Raw genomic sequence first — 15,021 nt, forward strand, 5'->3', positions numbered from 1 at the left:
TGATTCAGATTTTATGCGAAACGCTTTAGCGACTGTCGCAAACGGGGGCTAGGCTGAAGCCATGAAAAGACTCGATTATCCACCGATCTGGCTTTTGGGGTTTATGGGGCTCGCTTGGGCGCTCAACTGGCCTTTGACCAAAGCCGGGCTTGGCTTTGAAGTGCCTGACGCGCTCAAGATTCTGGGCGGGGGACTGATCGCCGTGGGGTTTTTGCTCATGGCGCTGGCGGTTTTTGGCATGTTGCGGCATCGCACCACTGTGGTGCCGCATCGGGTGCCTTCTGTTCTTGTGACGGACGGCGTTTACAGATTGACAAGAAACCCGATTTATCTGGGCGACGCCTTTACACTTGTGGGCTTTTCTCTACTGTTCGCCAATTCGGCAGGCATGCTTTTGGTCCCCGTTTTTATGGCGGTGATCCAAAGACGTTTCATTGTCGAGGAAGAATCCTGGCTCAGGACGAAATTTCCGGCGGAATTTCAAACCTGGGCAGAACAAACGCGGCGTTGGCTCTGACTTTACGTCCTACTTTTTGGCGATGTTTGCGCAATAATGTTGCGCTGCACTGCTGCAATTAGGTAAGGAAGAGGTCAACGAAGGACTATGACTGGGGAAAAGAGGATCAACACGTGAAATTCGGTGTTCCTAAGGAAGTCTTTGAGGGGGAAGCGCGTGTCGCGCTGACGCCTGAAAGCGCCAAGCAATTACAAAAGCTTGGGTATGACTGTGCCATCGAGACCGGAGCGGGTGCGCTCGCCGGGTTCTCGGACAAGGATTATGAAGAGGCCGGCGTCGAGATCGTCAAGACCGCGCCTGCTTTGTGGAAGGATTGCGACATCGTCGCCAAGGTCCGCCAGCCCAACGAGACGGAAATGAAACGTCTCAAAAAGGGCCAGACGCTGATTTCCTTCTTCAACCCTGGCGGCAATGCCGAGGGGATGGAGGCGGCGAAGGCCAAGGGTGCCAATGTCATCGCCATGGAAATGGTGCCGCGGATTTCGCGGGCGCAGAAGATGGACGCGCTGTCGTCGATGGCCAACATCGCGGGCTACCGCGCGGTCATTGAAGCGGGCAACAACTTCGGCCGTTTCTTCACCGGTCAGATCACCGCTGCGGGGAAAGTGCCCCCGGCGAAGGTTCTGGTCGTGGGCGCCGGTGTGGCCGGTCTTGCCGCCATCGGCACCTCGACCTCTTTGGGCGCTGTGACCTACGCCTTCGACGTGCGGCCCGAAGTGGCCGAGCAGGTCGAGTCCATGGGTGCCGAATTCGTCTATCTCGACTTCGAAGAAGAGCAACAGGACGGTGCAGCCACGGGCGGGTACGCCTCTGTGTCCTCCCCTGAGTTCCGCGACGCGCAGCTGGCGAAGTTCCGTGAATTGGCGCCTGAGATGGACATCGTGATCACCACGGCGCTCATCCCGAACCGCGAAGCGCCGGAGCTTTGGACCAAGGATATGGTCGAGGCGATGAAGCCGGGCTCGGTGATCGTCGATCTGGCGGCGGAAAAAGGCGGCAACTGTAAGCTGACCGTCAAGGACGAGAAAATCGTCACCGAGAATGGCGTAACCATCATTGGCTACACCGATTTCCCGTCCCGCATGGCCACACAGGCCTCGACGCTCTACGCCACCAACATCCGTCACATGATGACCGACCTGACCCCTGAAAAAGATGGTCAGATCAACCACAACATGGAAGACGACGTGATCCGTGGCGCGACCGTGGCCTATGAGGGCGAGATCACCTTCCCGCCGCCGCCGCCGAAAGTGGCTGCGATTGCCGCGAAGCCCAAGGAAAAGGTCAAGGAAAAGACCCCCGAAGAGAAACGCGCCGAAGAGGTCGCCGCCTTCAAGGCGCAGACCAAGCAACAGGTGACGCTGATCGCCGTGGGGGCCGTGCTTTTGCTGGGCGTGGGCCTTGTCGCGCCTGCATCTTTCATGCAGCACTTCATCGTTTTCGTCCTCTCGGTGTTCATCGGCTTCCAGGTGATCTGGAACGTGTCGCATTCGCTGCACACGCCCTTGATGGCCGTGACCAACGCGATCTCCTCCATCATCATCCTGGGCGCCTTGCTGCAAATCGGCTCGGGCAACTGGTTGGTGATCCTCTTGGCCGCGCTCTCTGTCTTTATGGCGGGGATCAACATTTTCGGCGGCTTCCTCGTGACACGGCGCATGCTCGCCATGTTCCAGAAATCGTAAAGGAGCAGAGGCAATGGATTTCGGATTTACGACGGCGGCCTATGTGGTCGCGGCGGTTCTCTTCATCCTCTCCCTGGGCGGTTTGTCTGGGCAGGAAAGCGCCAAACGCGCGGTGTGGTACGGCATTGCCGGCATGGCTTTGGCGGTGTTCGCAACGCTGATCGGGCCGGGCGCGGGGCTTTGGCTCCTGTCGCTCATCCTGATCGCGGCAGGGGGCATCATCGGCTGGTATGTGGCGAACAAGGTCGAGATGACCGAGATGCCGCAGCTGGTCGCGGCGATGCACTCGCTCGTTGGTCTGGCGGCAGTCTTCGTTGGCTTCAACGCGCATTTCGTGATGCATCATGTGGCGGGGTATCATGGTGGTGAAGAGCTTGGCACTTTCGCAGCACTTGTGGCGCATAAGTCGCCGGTTGAGCTGAACATTCTCAAGGTCGAGCTGTTCTTGGGCATCTTCATCGGGGCGGTGACCTTCACCGGCTCCGTGATCGCCTACGGCAAGCTTGCGGGCAAAGTGTCTTCGGCGGCGAAAAAGCTTCCGGGTGGGCATATGCTGAACGCGGGTGCAGCTGCGCTCTCGCTGATCTGTCTGATCTGGTACTTCAACACCGGCGGGCTGTTCCCGGTCATCCTGATGACGCTGGCGGCTCTGTTCATCGGCTACCACCTGATCATGGGCATCGGCGGCGCCGACATGCCGGTCGTGGTCTCCATGCTCAACTCCTACTCGGGCTGGGCGGCTGCTGCGATTGGTTTCTCGCTGTCGAACGACCTGCTGATCGTGGTCGGCGCGCTGGTCGGCTCCTCTGGTGCGATCCTCTCCTACATCATGTGTAAGGCGATGAACCGCAGCTTTGTCTCCGTGATCTTGGGCGGCTTCGGCGGCACGGCAGGTCCGGCGATGGAGGTCGAGGGCGAACAAGTCGCGATCGACGCCGACGGCGTGGCCACGGCTTTGAACGAGGCTGACTCCGTGATCATCGTTCCGGGCTACGGCATGGCGGTGGCGCAGGCGCAGGGGGCTGTGTCCGAGCTGACCAACAAGCTGCGCGCCAAGGGCAAGAACGTCCGCTTCGCGATCCACCCGGTCGCAGGCCGCCTGCCGGGGCACATGAACGTGCTCCTGGCCGAAGCCAAGGTGCCCTACGACATCGTGCTGGAAATGGACGAGATCAACGAGGACTTCCCGGACACCGACGTGGTGATCGTGATCGGCTCGAACGACATCGTGAACCCCGCCGCGCAAGAAGACCCGAACTCCCCCATCGCGGGCATGCCGGTTCTCGAGGTGTGGAAGGCGAAACAAGTGTTCGTGTCGAAACGCGGTCAGGGCACGGGCTACTCGGGCATCGAGAACCCGCTGTTCTACAAAGAAAACACGCGGATGTTCTATGGTGATGCGAAAGCGTCCATGAATGCGCTTTTGCCGAAGATTGAGTGATCTTCATTGCAGGATCACTACTCAGGAAGGGCGGTCTTCGGGCCGCCCTTTTTGTGTCTTTTCGGCTGCCATGAAGATGCACAGGCGGGATGCGCCGAGACTGCTTTCCATTTGATCTTATGAGCGGCATGCTGACGTCACAGGAGATCCCCATGCAGCACACCCGCCCCGAAGACATTCAGACCGATCTGGCTTTCATCGAAAAAATGACCGCCATGCGTCACGACATCCACGCCCACCCCGAAACAGCTTATGAAGAGGTGCGGACTTCCGCCATCGTTGCGGCCTATCTCGAAGGCTTAGGGATTGCGGTGCATCGCGGGCTTGGCAAGACCGGCGTGGTGGGGACGCTGAAAGGCACGCGTCCGGGGCAGAAAACCATCGCGCTGCGCGCCGATATGGATGCGCTTCATATCACCGAGGAGACGGGCGTGCCCTATAGCTCAACGGTGCCGGGCAAGATGCATGCCTGCGGACATGACGGCCACACCACGATGCTTTTGGGCGCGGCAGAAAAACTGGCCGCCAACCCGGATTTTGCGGGCACCGTACATTTCGTGTTCCAACCCGCCGAAGAAGGCGGCGGTGGGGCCGATGCGATGATCAAGGACGGTTTGTTCGAGCTGTTTCCGACGGATGCGATTTACGGCGTGCACAATGGGCCGATGGATCCTCTGGGGCTTTTGACCACGCGTGTGGGGCCCTACACCTCCGCCTCTGACGATTGGGAGATCGTGTTCGAAGGCACCGGCGGGCACGGTGCGGCCCCGGAAAAATCCACCGATCCGACAGTGGCCGCGGGGCAATTCATGGCGACGCTCGGCAATGTCGTCTCCCGCCATGTGGCGCTGACCGATTGGGCGGTGGTGTCCATTGGCCATGTCGCAGGCGGCGAGCGTGAAAGCGCCAATATCATCCCGGCCAAAGTCATGGTCGCAGGGACGGCGCGCAGCTATGCGCCCGAGGTGCGTGACACGTTGGAACGCGAGATCACGCGGCTGGCCGAGGGCTGTGCCATGGCTTGTGGGGTGGCGGCGCATGTGGACTATGCGCGGGGCTATCCGCCGCTGGTGAACACCAGTGATGAGGTCGCCGTGACGGGGCGTGCGCATATGGCCTCGGTGGGCGAAGCATTGACGATGACGGAGGCCCCGGCCATCGGAGCCAGTGAGGATTTCGCCTATTATCTGGAAAAGATTCCAGGGGCTTACGTTTCCATCGGCAATGGCGACGGGCCGGGAGCGGCCTTTGTCCACACGCCGAAATTCGATTTCAACGATGCGCTGATCCCGATCGGGGTGGCCTATTGGATGAATGTCGTGGCTGAGGAGTTGGGGGCGACATGAGACGAAAGTATACCATGGCATTCCGATAAGTCTTTGAAATGGAATGAAAATATTATTTGCTTTGAAGGGCGCGCGCAGGCTATAGGCGTAAAACAACGCTGAATAAGAGACGCATATGGCCCCTTTGCAAGACCACCCGCGCCGCTATGAGCTGGCCAATGAACTGCACGCCCGCCCTTTCCCGGAGGTGAGCACCAATGCGCGCGCCGCCTATCTGGCGATCCGGGCGGCAGGCGATGCGGCGCGCCGGGACCGCGAGTTGGACCGGGCACATCTTTTGGCGCTTTTGGACCGCTATGGGGCCGCCCATCCGGCGCCGGGGGCGACGCATTACATCGGGCCTTTGGGCAAGTACCGTCTCAAATGGGAAAGCCACACGGAATTCGTGACCTATACGATTTTCGCCGATGGCGTGGCGGATCGGGCATTTGACAAAGGCACCTTCGATCTCTTCCCGGAAGAGTGGCTGAATGACGCGCCGGGGCAGCGGATCACTTCTGCGCTCATCCGTGTGGAAACCGTGGAAACGGAGGCCCAAATCGTCGAGCGGATCGACAGCTGGTTCGAGCGCGAAAGCCTCGCCGTGGCTCATGTCCTCGATGGGGCTCTGACGGTGGCGGGAGATTTTCGGATCGATGAGGCCGGGCATATGCGCTTTGCGATTTTCCCGGAACCCGATTGTGGCCGCCGCCGGATCGGGCGCGTGTTGCAGCGTCTCTGCGAGATCGAGACCTATAAGGCGATGTCGATGCTGGGCCTCGTGCAGGCGCGCAAAGTGGTGCGGGAACTCGCGGATATTGAACAGGAATTGGCGGAGCTGATGGCGACGCTGACCTCGAAACAGGACGTTCCCACTGAGGCGCTATTGGAGGATATTCTGGGCCTCTCGACCCGGATCGAGGGCATTGTGACGCGCACGAATTTCCGCTTTGGCGCGACCGGGGCCTATGAGGCCATCGTCAATCAAAGGATCGAAGTGCTGCGCGAAAGCCGGTTCATGGCGCGTCAGCTCTTTGGCGAGTTCATGATGCGGCGCTACGACCCGGCGATGCGCACGGTGCAGGCGGCCAAGTCGCAGCTTGAAAGTCTTGCCGAACGGACCGCGCGGGCGGCGAACCTGTTGCGCACCAAGGTCGATGTCGGGCGTCAGGCGCAGAACCAATCTCTGTTGGAGAGCATGAACAAACGTGCCGATCTGCAACTGCGCTTGCAGGAGACGGTCGAGGGGCTGTCGGTGGTGGCGATCAGCTATTATGCCGTGAGCCTCGTGGGCTATCTGGTCTACCCAGTCCTCGAACCGTTGCACCTGTCGAAAGGGCTGGCGCTGGCGCTGATCACTCCGCTGGTTGTGCTTGCGGTCTGGCTTGGCCTGCGGCGGATAAAGAAGCACCATCTCGGATGATCCGGGCGGCGAGAACGCCCCCCAGAGCAATCGAGACAAGGGCAAGGATGGCAGCGAGCGAGAGGCTCGGCACGCCCGCGAGACCCGCGCCCACGGTGCAGCCACCGGCCAACACACCGCCCAGACCCATCAGGGCTGCACCGGCCATGTAACGCCCGGTTTGACGGGGGCTCTCGAAACTCTGCCACCGGAAGCGGTCAGACAACAGGGACGAGGCGAGAGCCCCCAAAATGACACCACCGATAAGGCCGGTGCCAAATCCCGCAGGGATAGAAGACGCCGCGATGGACCAGAACATGGTCTCGGCGGAGGGCGAGGTGAAGGATAGGCTTTCCATCGCGATCGGGTCGAATTCGTCGAAAAGAACAAAACCCGTGCCGATCCATGCGGCGGGCACCAAAAGGCCGATCAAGGCGCCGAGGGCGAGATCGCGTTTGGAGGTGGCGAGACGCCACGCTGCGATGCCCGCTGCACCGGCAATCAGAGCGGTCCAGATCAGCGCAGAGCCGGGCAGGGCGGCATTGTCCAGCGACAGCGTGACGCCGCCCAATGTGGTGCGGATGGGGGCGAGCACGCCTTTGAGTGTGGCATGGGCCACGACGGCGAAGACCACGAGCACGAGGGCCGCACGCAGGTTGCCGGAGCCGGACAGAACGGTGAGACGCGAGACGCAGCCACGGGTCAAGACCATGCCGACGCCGAACATCACCCCGCCGATCACAATGGCAAGCCACGGCAGATCGGGTGTCAGGAAACGGTGGTCGGCAAAGGAGATCAGACCCTGCGCGACGGCGAGCTGCGTGCCGAGGACGGCGGTGGTGAGGCCCGCAAGCCAGACACCCGCCGCGGCGCCGCGCTCGCCCTTTGGACCGGCGACGGAGCGACGGAAACAAAAGCGCGACACTTCGGCCAACGCGCCGAACAGCACACCGATCACAAGGCCAAGGATCACCGCCGCTTGTCGGGGCGCAAGGTCCAGTCCGAGAGATTCATACATGTCGCGTCCTTCCGTGAAGGTGGAATTTTATCCCTCATATGCAGAAAAATAGATGCGATGCAATCTTGTGAGGGCGCGACCATGCCCGTGGGTTTGGGAAAATGTTCCGATCCACACATCTGCGCGAAACGCGCGTTCGGAGCCTGTGCCGCGCCACGGAATTAAAGAAAAACGCGCCGGGGGAGCGGCGCGCTTTTTGTTTTTATTTGGCTGTTCCGGCTCACCGCCCGCGAATACGGGGATCGAGCGCATCGCGCAGCCCGTCGCCGATGTAGTTCACGGCCAAAACGGTCAAGGAGATCGCCAGACCGGGCCAGATCACGCGTTCGGGGTACTGCTGAATGAAATCCTTCGAATCGTAGAGCAGGCGCCCCCAGGTCGGGTAATCCGGCGGAAAGCCGAGGCCCAGAAACGAGAGCGCGGACTCCGTGATGATCGCATTGGCGATGCCCAAAGTGGCCGAGACCATGATCGGCGACATGATGTTCGGCAGGATATGCCGCGTGACGATCCGGTCCGAGGGCGTGCCGATGGAGCGGGCGGCCAGCACATATTCGCGCTCTTTCAGAGCCAGAACATCCCCGCGCACGATGCGGGCGGTCTGCATCCAGCTGGTGATGCCGATGACGAAAACGATCAGGATGAAAATCCCGCTCTCAAGGCCAAAGACCGACCGCAAAGGATCGCGGAACAGCATGATGATCACCAGCAAGAGCGGTAAAAGCGGCAGGGCCAGAAACAGATCGGTGAGACGCATCAAGACGCCGTCGAGTTTCTTCCAATAGCCCGCGAGGACGCCCACGAAGGTGCCCAAAACCAAGGATAGGAACATGGCGGTGAGGCCGACGGAGATCGAGACCTGACCGCCTTGCAGCATCCGGGCAAGGATGTCGCGGCCCAGCTGGTCGGCGCCGAAGGGATGCGCCAGCGAGGGCCCCTGATTGCGGGCGCGGATGTCGATATGGGTCGGGTCGATGGTCCAAATGAACGGGCCGAGATAGACGGCCAGCACGATGAAGACAAAGAAAACCAGCCCGGCCATGGCGCCTTTGTGGGTCTTGAACTGGTCCCAGACGTCCCACCATTGGTTGCGGGGCTTTTCCTCGTGGAGGGGGAGGGTCGTTGTATCGGTCATTCTCTGCCTCCCTTAATCGTAGCGAATGCGCGGATCGAGCATGCCGTAGATGATGTCCGCAATGAGGTTGAAAAGCACGATGAGCACCGCGAAGATAAAGGTCAGCGTCTGCACCATCGGCGCGTCGGAGGCGTAGATCGCGGTGATCAGCATCTGGCCGAGACCGTTCACCTGGAACACCTGCTCGGTGATGATGGCGCCGCCAAAGATGTTCGGCACGCCAAGCGCGATGACGGTCACCACCGGGATCATCGAGTTGCGCAGCACATGCATGAGGACGACGACACGCTCGGACAGGCCCTTGGCCCGCGCGGTGCGGACGTAATCCTGATTGAGATTGTCGAGCATGGAGGCGCGCATGAAGCGGCTGACTTGGGCCGCGTTATAGAGCGTCAAAACAAACACCGGCATCGCCATCTGACGCACCTGGAACCAGAACGACGGCCAATCGGTGATCCTATGCGTGGTGTCGTAGATCGACGGGAACCAGCCCAAGGTCACGGAGAAGACGACAATCAACAGCACGCCGGAGAAGAACGTTGGGATCGAGAAGCCGACCATGGAAATGAACGTGCCGAGCTGGTCGAACCAGCTATACTGACGATAGGCGGAGATGATGCCGATGGGGACGGCGATCAGCGTCGCGAAAATGTAGGACAGACCCACGACCCAGAGCGTCTGCGGCATGCGTTCGGCGACGACGGACATCACCGGGGAACGGGATTGGAAAGAGATAATCCGTTGCTTTCCCTCGGCAAAATTGGTGCCGAAGATATGGTCAAAGGCAACCTGAGGTTCGACGACGAAGAACTGGTAAAGCCAGTTCAGAAACCGGATGTGCACGGGTTCGCCAAGGCCCAGAGCCTCGCGCATTTTCTCTTTCACCTCGGGCGGCACGGTGAGCGGGATCGAGGCCATCGGATCGCCCGGGGCCAGATCGAGCAGCAAAAAGATCACCAATGAGATGAACAACAGCGTCGGCACGGCGAGAACCAGACGACGGATCGTGAAATGAAGCATGAAGGCTGCCTTGCGGTCTTATGTCATTGAAGCGGGCGCCCCTTTCGGGACGCCCCACAAGAGATCACTCTGTAATGCGATACCAATCGGCCGCATTCCAGAGCTCGGAATCCCAGGTGTTCAGGATGACACCGCCCAGCGAATTGGCGTGTGCCGACAGGCGGCCACGGTCGACGAGCGGGATGATGACATATTCCTGCATCAGCATGTCGTTCATGGATTTCGCCAATTCCGCACGCTCGTTGATGTCACCGGTTTCGGCCATTTCGGCCACAAGCGCGTCATACTCTTCGGCGCAGAAACGCGGCATGTTGTTGCCCTGCCATTGGGTTTCCGGGCGTGGCGCCTGAACGCATTCCCAGTTGGCCATATAGGCTTCGGGGTCGGTGCCGTCGAAGTTGTTGGCGTACATTTCCACGTCCGCGTAGAACTTTTGGAACGTGTCGGGCGACCCCGCGTCACCGCCAAAGAACACCGAGGCGTCGATGTTGCGCAACTCGGTTTCAACACCGATTTCTTCCCACCACTGTTTGATGATGGCCTGGAAATCCTGACGGATCGCGTTGGTCGAGGATTGGAACAACAAAGACAGCTTCACGCCGTCTTTTTCGCGGATGCCATCGCCATCGCTGTCGACCCAACCGGCCTCTTCGAGCACGGCTTTCGCGCCTTCGATGTCCTGCGTCAGACAGGCGTCGTTGGCGGTGGATTTGTAAATTTCCGGTGCCGGCAACACGTTACAGGTCGGACGACCCGCATCGCCATAGCCAATCTCGGTCAAAAGTGCGCGGTCGATGGCCATGGAAAGCGCTTTGCGCACCGCGATGTCGGAGAGGAAGGGGTGCGGATGCGCGGCGGTGGCGCGTTCGTCGCCCAAAGCGGGGTTCGGGTCGGTCAGGTTGACCATGATCCGCTCGACGAGCGTGCCATAGGCGCTGACAAGCTGGCCTTGGCCCTTGGCGAGCATGGCTTCGAGCAGGTCAGGCGCCACCTGGGTGTTCCAGGCGTAATCGAATTCGCCGGTCTCAAGCACAGAACGGGCCGCAGATTGCGCATCACCGCCGCCTTTCAACGTGGCGGTGGCAAAGGCCGGTTTGGCCGGATCGCGGTAGTTCGGGTTGGCGGAGAGGGAGACCACGTCGTTGGTCTTGAACTCATCCACGACAAACGGGCCGGTGCCGATGGGGGCAAAGTTCTGATCGGTACAGGAGGCCATGGCTTCGCCGGTGCAATTTGCGAATTGGGCTTTTTGCACGATCGGGGCCTGCGCGCCCACGAAGGGACCGTAGGGGAAGGGTTTCGGCACGCCGAAGGTGACAATAACCGTCAAGGCATCCGGGGTCTCGACGGAGACAACGTCATTGTATTTCTCGGACTGGGAACAGCCGCCGCCCTCGGAGGTACAATATTCCCAGGTGAATTTCACATCTTCGGACGTCAGATCGGAGCCGTCGGACCACTTGAGGCCTTCTTTGAGTTTCCACGTGATCGTGGTCAGATCTTCGCTCACGCCACCGTTTTCAACGGTGGGCACGGATTCGGCCAGAAACGGCACAATCGCGCCGGTTTCGTCGTAGCGCGCGAGCGGTTCCAGCACGAGAGACGCGGATTCAAGCTCTTTGGTGCCGCCCGACAGATAGGGGTTCATCGTCGACGGGGCCTGATAATAGATGATGTTCACATGGCCGTCGGCGCCGCGTTCCGCGAAAGCGGCGGGCGCCATCGACAATGTGGCAACTGTGCCCAGAACTGTGCCCATCAGGGCAGTCTTGAGTTTCATTATAACAACCTCTCCTTGTTGAACCGGCATCGGGCCTCTGCCTGAACTTCATTGTTTCAGAGCTTGGACCAGTGCGTGAACCGCACATTTTAAGATTTCCCGCCGGACGTGTTGTAACTCATTCCTCTTTATCGAACCTGACGCAACCTGTGCGGGTGGTCTTGCTGAGGGCAAGACGACTCGCCGGGTTGCGCGGCTATAAATTTATCGAATGATAAAAACTTAGGCGAAGCAAGGCGGTTTCTCTGAGAAAATCGGCAGACCGCCCATATCGTTACGTTATCCTTGCATGCGGTTTCAGCGAATGCTCGTATTTCAGACAAACCGATTTGACAGTGCCAGCGCGGCAGGCATAGCGTCGAGGGAAAGGTCCTCATGACAGCTCCATGAGACCGGCTCTTGTCGCTTTGAGCCGCGCGAGGACCGATCTCAATCCACCAAGACCCGAAAGGCGATCCATGCTCGATACCACTCCCGATACGCCGCCAGAAACGCCGAGAGACACGCCCGAAACCCGTGCCCTGATCGACGTTTCGCATCTCAGGGTCGAATTTCCGACCCGGGGCGGAACGGTTGTCGGCGTCAAGGATGTGTCCTTCACCATCGCGCCGGGGGAGACGCTCTGCGTGGTCGGAGAATCGGGGTCGGGCAAATCCGTGTCCTCTCTGGCGATCATGCGGCTCATCGAATTCGGCGGCGGCAAGATCGCCGAGGGCGACATCAAGCTGCGCAAAGAGGACCAGATCATCGACCTGACGGCGATGAACCCGGAAAAGATGCGGGCGCTCAGAGGCAATGAAATCGGCATGATCTTTCAGGAGCCGATGACCTCGCTGAACCCGGTGTTCACCATCGAACGCCAGCTTTGCGAGGGTCTGCGGCTGCACAAGGGCATGACCAAGGATCAGGCCCGTGCGCGCGCCATTGAGCTGATGAAAGATGTGCGAATCCCTGAGCCGGAGCGCCGTTTGAGCCAGTACCCGCACGAGCTGTCCGGCGGCATGCGGCAACGTGTGATGATCGCCATGGCGATGGCCTGCGAGCCGAAACTCTTGATCTGCGACGAACCCACCACGGCGCTCGATGTGACGATTCAGGCCGAAATTCTGGCGCTCATCGACCGGCTGAAACGCGAACATGGCACGGCCGTTTTGTTCATCACCCACGACATGGCGGTGGTGGCGCAAATGGCCGACCGCGTTTTGGTGATGTTCCGCGGCGATATCGTCGAAGAGGGCACAGTCGAAGAGATTTTCGAGGCACCGAAAGAGGAATACACCAAGGCGCTTTTGGCCGCCGTGCCGAAACTTGGCGAGATGACCGGCAAGCCCGCGCCCGAACCGATGCGCCTGATCGGTGTGCCGCAGGGTGAAATCAAACCTGTGCCCTATGCGCCCGAAGACGCGAAGCCGGTGTTGGAGGTCAAGAACCTCGTCACGCGCTTCCCGGTCAAGGCGGGGCTGCTGCGCAAGACGGTTGCCAATGTGCATGCCGTCGAGGATGTGTCTTTCGCGATCAAACCCGGCGAAACCCTGTCTCTCGTGGGCGAAAGTGGATGTGGCAAATCGACCTGCGGGCGCTCCGTGTTGCGACTGGTCGAACCGCAATCTGGCTCCGTGCTGTTGGAGGGCAAAGAGGTGCTCGACCAAAGCCCGGGCGATTTGCGTCGCTTGCGTCAAGACATGCAGATGATCTTTCAGGACCCTTTCGCGTCCTTGAACCCGCAGGTGCGCCTCGTGGATCAGGTCGCCGAACCGCTGCGCAACTATGGTTTGGCCCATGGCTCAGAGATCACCGACCGCGTCGCCAATCTCTTCGACCGGGTCGAACTGCCGCGCTCCTTCATGAAACGCTACCCGCATGAGCTTTCGGGCGGCCAACGTCAACGGATCGCCATTGCGCGGGCGCTCTCGATCAACCCGAAACTTGTGATCGCGGACGAGGCGGTTTCCGCCCTCGATGTGTCGGTGCAGGCGCAGGTGGTGAACCTCTTGATGGAGCTTCAGGCAGAGCTTGGCATCGCGATGCTCTTTATCAGCCACGACATGGCCGTGGTCGAACGTGTCAGCCACCACACGGCTGTGATGTATCTGGGCCGGATCGTCGAGATCGGTCCGCGTCAGGCCGTCTTCGAGAATCCGCAGCACGACTACACCAAATCGCTGATGTCCGCTGTGCCGATCGCCGATCCGCGCAACAAAAAGATCAGTTCGAATCTCTCGTTCAAACCGATCCCGTCCCCGATCTTCCCGGCGGATCACACGCCCGCCAAATCCACCTACCGCGAGGTGGCGAAAGACCACTTCGTTTTGGAGCCCATCGAAGGCTTTGCATATTGAACGCAGCTTTGCCTGCGTTCGGACTTGACCAGAAAAGAGACTGAAATGCCCATCAAGAACCGCCTTGCCGAATTGTTGCCGGAAATCACCGCATGGCGACGCGACATTCACGAAAACCCCGAACTGATGTTCGAGCTGCCGCGCACCTCGAAAAAGGTCGCCGACCTGCTGCGCGAGTTTGGCTGTGACGAGGTGGTCGAAGGCATGGCCAAGACCGGCGTCGTGGGCGTGATCAAGGGCAAATCGGATAGCAAAGGCCGCACCATCGGGCTTCGCGCCGATATGGATGCGCTGCCGATCCTGGAGGAAACCGGTTCGGAATTTGCCTCGAAAAATCCGGGTGTGATGCATGCCTGCGGCCATGATGGTCACACCGCGATGCTCTTGGGTGCCGCGAAATACCTCTGCGAGACCCGCAATTTCGACGGCACCGCCGTGGTGATTTTCCAACCCGCCGAAGAGGGCGGCGGCGGCGGTCGTGTGATGTGCGAAGAGGGGCTGATGGAGCGCTTTGGCATCGACGAGGTCTACGGCATGCACAATTGGCCGAACCTGCCGACGGGAACCTTCGCGATCCGTCCGGGTCCGTTCTTTGCCGCCGCCGACGAGTTCGAGATCTACGTGAAAGGCAAGGGCGGCCACGCCGCGAAGCCGCATGAAACGGTCGACAGCACCGTGACGGCGGCGCATTTGATCCTGGCGCTTCAGACCATCGCCTCGCGCAATGTGGACCCGACGAAACAGGTGGTGGTCTCGGTCTGTACGGTAGAATCTTCGTCCAAGGCGCATAACGTGTTGCCCGCGCAGGTTCTGTTGAAGGGCACGGTGCGGACGCTGGATGCCGAGGTGCGCAAACAGGCCGAAGAGCGCCTGAAAGAAATTTGCGCGGGCGTCGGCGCCACCTATGGCGCGGAAATCGTTGTGGATTATCACCTCGGCTACCCGGTCATGGTGAACCACGATCAGGAAACCGAATACGCCATCGAGGCGGCCACGAAGGTGGCGGGCGGATGCGAAGAATACCCGCTCGTCATGGGCGGTGAAGATTTCGCCTATATGCTCGAGGAACGTCCCGGCGCCTATATCATCGTCGGCAACGGCCCCGGCGCGCCGGTGCACCACCCGAAATACATGTTCAACGACGAGGCGCTGCCTGCGGGCTGTTCGTGGTACGCCGAAATGGTGGAAAGCCGTCTGCCGGCGGCGTGAGCCTGAGTATTTGGACTGCAATGAAGAGAGGGCGCTCCCGGTTGGGGGCGCTTTTCTTTTGTCCTTTAAGTATCCCGGGGGTGAGCCGCAGGCGAGGGGGCAGAGCCCCTTCTATCCGGCCCGAACAGGCGTATTCGGGCGTTCGGCTCT

Annotated in this window: 11 protein-coding genes; 7 read left to right on the forward strand and 4 right to left on the reverse strand. The window is 60.3% G+C overall.

Features of this window, described 5'->3' with window-relative positions; genetic code table 11:
* Positions 1–61 precede the first annotated feature (61 nt).
* The 5 genes from LC094_RS12440 to LC094_RS12460 all read left to right on the forward strand — a co-directional run bounded on the left by LC094_RS12440 (position 62) and on the right by LC094_RS12460 (position 6,391).
* Positions 62–517 (forward strand): methyltransferase family protein, encoded by a 456-nt coding sequence (locus LC094_RS12440; protein ID WP_226553119.1) that lies wholly within the window; start codon positions 62–64, stop codon positions 515–517.
* A gap of 113 nt (positions 518–630) precedes the next feature.
* A complete protein-coding gene (locus LC094_RS12445) occupies positions 631–2,202 on the forward strand; it encodes a Re/Si-specific NAD(P)(+) transhydrogenase subunit alpha (protein WP_226553120.1) in 1,572 nt (523 codons plus the stop codon).
* Between the two features lie 13 nt (positions 2,203–2,215).
* Entirely contained in the window at positions 2,216–3,643 is a 1,428-nt protein-coding gene (locus LC094_RS12450) for an NAD(P)(+) transhydrogenase (Re/Si-specific) subunit beta (protein ID WP_226553121.1), read from the forward strand.
* A 152-nt stretch (positions 3,644–3,795) separates the two neighbouring features.
* Positions 3,796–4,989, forward strand: coding sequence for an amidohydrolase (locus tag LC094_RS12455; protein ID WP_226553122.1), 1,194 nt, complete (start codon positions 3,796–3,798; stop codon positions 4,987–4,989).
* A gap of 115 nt (positions 4,990–5,104) precedes the next feature.
* Entirely contained in the window at positions 5,105–6,391 is a 1,287-nt protein-coding gene (locus LC094_RS12460) for a DUF3422 family protein (protein WP_226553123.1), read from the forward strand.
* Here the strand turns inward: LC094_RS12460 and LC094_RS12465 are convergent.
* The 4 genes from LC094_RS12465 to LC094_RS12480 form a co-directional block, all read right to left on the reverse strand.
* The gene (locus tag LC094_RS12465) at positions 6,324–7,388 is read right to left on the reverse strand and encodes a YeeE/YedE family protein (protein ID WP_226553124.1); all 1,065 of its coding nucleotides are present in this window, start codon (positions 7,386–7,388) and stop codon (positions 6,324–6,326) included. The genes LC094_RS12460 and LC094_RS12465 overlap by 68 nt on opposite strands.
* A 220-nt stretch (positions 7,389–7,608) precedes the next feature.
* Positions 7,609–8,523, reverse strand: a complete 915-nt coding sequence (locus tag LC094_RS12470; protein WP_226553125.1) for an ABC transporter permease — start codon at positions 8,521–8,523, stop codon at positions 7,609–7,611.
* 12 nt (positions 8,524–8,535) lie between these two features.
* Positions 8,536–9,543: an ABC transporter permease gene (locus LC094_RS12475; protein ID WP_226553126.1), complete on the reverse strand. Its 1,008-nt coding sequence runs from the start codon at positions 9,541–9,543 to the stop codon at positions 8,536–8,538.
* A gap of 64 nt (positions 9,544–9,607) precedes the next feature.
* Positions 9,608–11,323, reverse strand: coding sequence for a peptide ABC transporter substrate-binding protein (locus tag LC094_RS12480; protein ID WP_226553127.1), 1,716 nt, complete (start codon positions 11,321–11,323; stop codon positions 9,608–9,610).
* Positions 11,324–11,781: 458 nt separating this feature from the next.
* Between LC094_RS12480 and LC094_RS12485 the strand changes: the two genes are divergently transcribed.
* Positions 11,782–13,662, forward strand: coding sequence for an ABC transporter ATP-binding protein (locus LC094_RS12485; RefSeq protein ID WP_226553128.1), 1,881 nt, complete (start codon positions 11,782–11,784; stop codon positions 13,660–13,662).
* 45 nt (positions 13,663–13,707) lie between these two features.
* Positions 13,708–14,871: a M20 aminoacylase family protein gene (locus LC094_RS12490; protein ID WP_226553129.1), complete on the forward strand. Its 1,164-nt coding sequence runs from the start codon at positions 13,708–13,710 to the stop codon at positions 14,869–14,871.
* Positions 14,872–15,021 lie beyond the last annotated feature (150 nt).

Source organism: Celeribacter naphthalenivorans (genome assembly GCF_020524585.1).
Classification (GTDB): domain Bacteria; phylum Pseudomonadota; class Alphaproteobacteria; order Rhodobacterales; family Rhodobacteraceae; genus Celeribacter; species Celeribacter naphthalenivorans.

Coding starts and splice junctions, on each gene's coding strand:
- LC094_RS12440 (WP_226553119.1), top strand. CDS start 62: ATGAAAAGACTCGATTATCCACCGATCTGGCTTTTGGGGTTTATGGGG.
- LC094_RS12450 (WP_226553121.1), top strand. CDS start 2,216: ATGGATTTCGGATTTACGACGGCGGCCTATGTGGTCGCGGCGGTTCTC.
- LC094_RS12455 (WP_226553122.1), top strand. CDS start 3,796: ATGCAGCACACCCGCCCCGAAGACATTCAGACCGATCTGGCTTTCATC.
- LC094_RS12460 (WP_226553123.1), top strand. CDS start 5,105: ATGGCCCCTTTGCAAGACCACCCGCGCCGCTATGAGCTGGCCAATGAA.
- LC094_RS12465 (WP_226553124.1), bottom strand. CDS start 7,388: ATGTATGAATCTCTCGGACTGGACCTTGCGCCCCGACAAGCGGCGGTG.
- LC094_RS12470 (WP_226553125.1), bottom strand. CDS start 8,523: ATGACCGATACAACGACCCTCCCCCTCCACGAGGAAAAGCCCCGCAAC.
- LC094_RS12475 (WP_226553126.1), bottom strand. CDS start 9,543: ATGCTTCATTTCACGATCCGTCGTCTGGTTCTCGCCGTGCCGACGCTG.
- LC094_RS12480 (WP_226553127.1), bottom strand. CDS start 11,323: ATGAAACTCAAGACTGCCCTGATGGGCACAGTTCTGGGCACAGTTGCC.
- LC094_RS12485 (WP_226553128.1), top strand. CDS start 11,782: ATGCTCGATACCACTCCCGATACGCCGCCAGAAACGCCGAGAGACACG.
- LC094_RS12490 (WP_226553129.1), top strand. CDS start 13,708: ATGCCCATCAAGAACCGCCTTGCCGAATTGTTGCCGGAAATCACCGCA.